This is a genomic window from Bacillus sp. GMs2/2, from assembly GCF_050172095.1.
GTDB classification, from domain to species: domain Bacteria; phylum Bacillota; class Bacilli; order Bacillales; family Bacillaceae_G; genus Bacillus_A; species Bacillus_A cereus.
This window is the reverse complement of record NZ_JBNLYE010000641.1, coordinates 1-1,493: the sequence shown is the minus strand read 5'-3', so window position 1 is coordinate 1,493 and position 1,493 is coordinate 1. Positions and strand designations below refer to the sequence as shown.

Here is a 1,493-nt window from a genome sequence, read left to right as displayed (position 1 = left end):
AATTGTAAAAAGGAACATCTGCTGTATAAAACGGAATAAATAAGAACTGAAAATATTGTAAAACAGAAGAGGCATACATATAATTAAAATAAAGTTTAAGTTTCTGAATCTTCAATAACGGTGGTGATAACATGTTTACTGAAGAACGTCGAGAGAGAATCTTAGAACTACTTAATACAGATGGAAGAGTAATCGCAAAGGAACTTGCGGAAAGATTTGATATGTCTATTGATTCTATAAGAAGAGATTTGTCTATTATGGAAAAGGATGGTTTATTAAAAAGAACGCACGGAGGTGCAATTGAACTTACGCGAGTGAGGAACTTAGCTGCGGAACCAGCTAAACGTTATAGTGATAGCTCAATATATGAGGACACAATTGCAAAAGTTGCGGCATCTTATATACAAGAAGATGATTCTATTTTTATTGGCGGGGCTTCCATTCATAATGCGATGCTGAAATATTTACCGGAAGTATCATTTACGGTTATTACGAATTCTATAGAAATAGCTGGTCATCTAAGAGAATATAAGAACATCGATACATATTTAATTGGTGGAAAAGTAAAGCCTTCAGGAAATATTACTGATACATTTGCCTCTGAATTGATAAGTAGATTTTCTATTGATTTTTATTTCTCTACAGGTGGAGGCATTTCATTACAAGGTATTAGTACTGCAACACCTGAAGTTGCTTATTTTAGTAAAAGAGTAAGTGAAATTGCTAGAAGAAATATTTGTTTAGCTCCGCATAATAAACTTGGAATAGATTGTTTTATAAGAGGAGAGTCTCTAAAAGAAATTGACCTTATTATAACTGACGAAGAGGCTAGTAAAGAAACTGTTCAGGAATTTGAGAAACAAGGTAAACAAGTTGTAATAGCGCGATTATATTCATTTGAAAGGAGTTTGACATGATTGTAAAAGAGCAAGAGTTTCATATAAATGGATTAACTTATACAATTCGTTCTGCAGCTGAGAAAGATGCTGAGCAGTTATCGAAAATTAGAGTTCAGATTGATGGAGAAACTGAAAATATGGATAGAGATGCTGGAGAGGGATTTATAGATGACCTAGGGTTTCAAAAAATAATAAAAACAGATAGTGAAGAAACGAAGAATCTCTTTTTAGTTGCAGAAGTGCAGAATCGAATCGTTGGATTTTCAAGGTGTGAAGGATCAAATTTTAAGAGATTATCTCATAAAGTGGAGTTTGGTGTTTGCATTTTAAAAGAGTTTTGGGGATATAAAATGGGTAAGAGCCTATTACAACAATCTATTAAATGGGCTGACGAAAATGCAGTAAATAAAATATCTTTACAAGTATTAGAGACAAACGAGAAAGCTATTCATCTTTATAAAAAAATAGGTTTCGAAGTAGAAGGCATTTTGAAAAATGACAAAAGACTATCGGATGGAAAGTATTATAATACGGTAGTGATGGGAAGATTTACTAATACTTTTCATAAAAGAGGGGAAGAGGTATGTTTTACAG

General features: G+C 32.6%; 2 protein-coding genes. Both read left to right on the top strand.

Annotated features, from left to right (window positions below; all coding sequences use genetic code 11):
* Positions 1-131: 131 nt before the first annotated feature.
* Positions 132-917 (top strand): DeoR/GlpR family DNA-binding transcription regulator, encoded by a 786-nt coding sequence (locus ACQGS6_RS28250; RefSeq protein WP_326318431.1) that lies wholly within the window; start codon positions 132-134, stop codon positions 915-917.
* The coding region (locus ACQGS6_RS28245; protein ID WP_426966013.1) for an N-acetyltransferase family protein at positions 914-1,493 on the top strand (580 nt) is incomplete at its 3' end. The genes ACQGS6_RS28250 and ACQGS6_RS28245, both read left to right, overlap by 4 nt.

Excerpts from the sequence above, each read along its gene's own strand:
- ACQGS6_RS28250 (WP_326318431.1), top strand. The coding sequence starts at position 132 with ATGTTTACTGAAGAACGTCGAGAGAGAATCTTAGAACTACTTAATACA.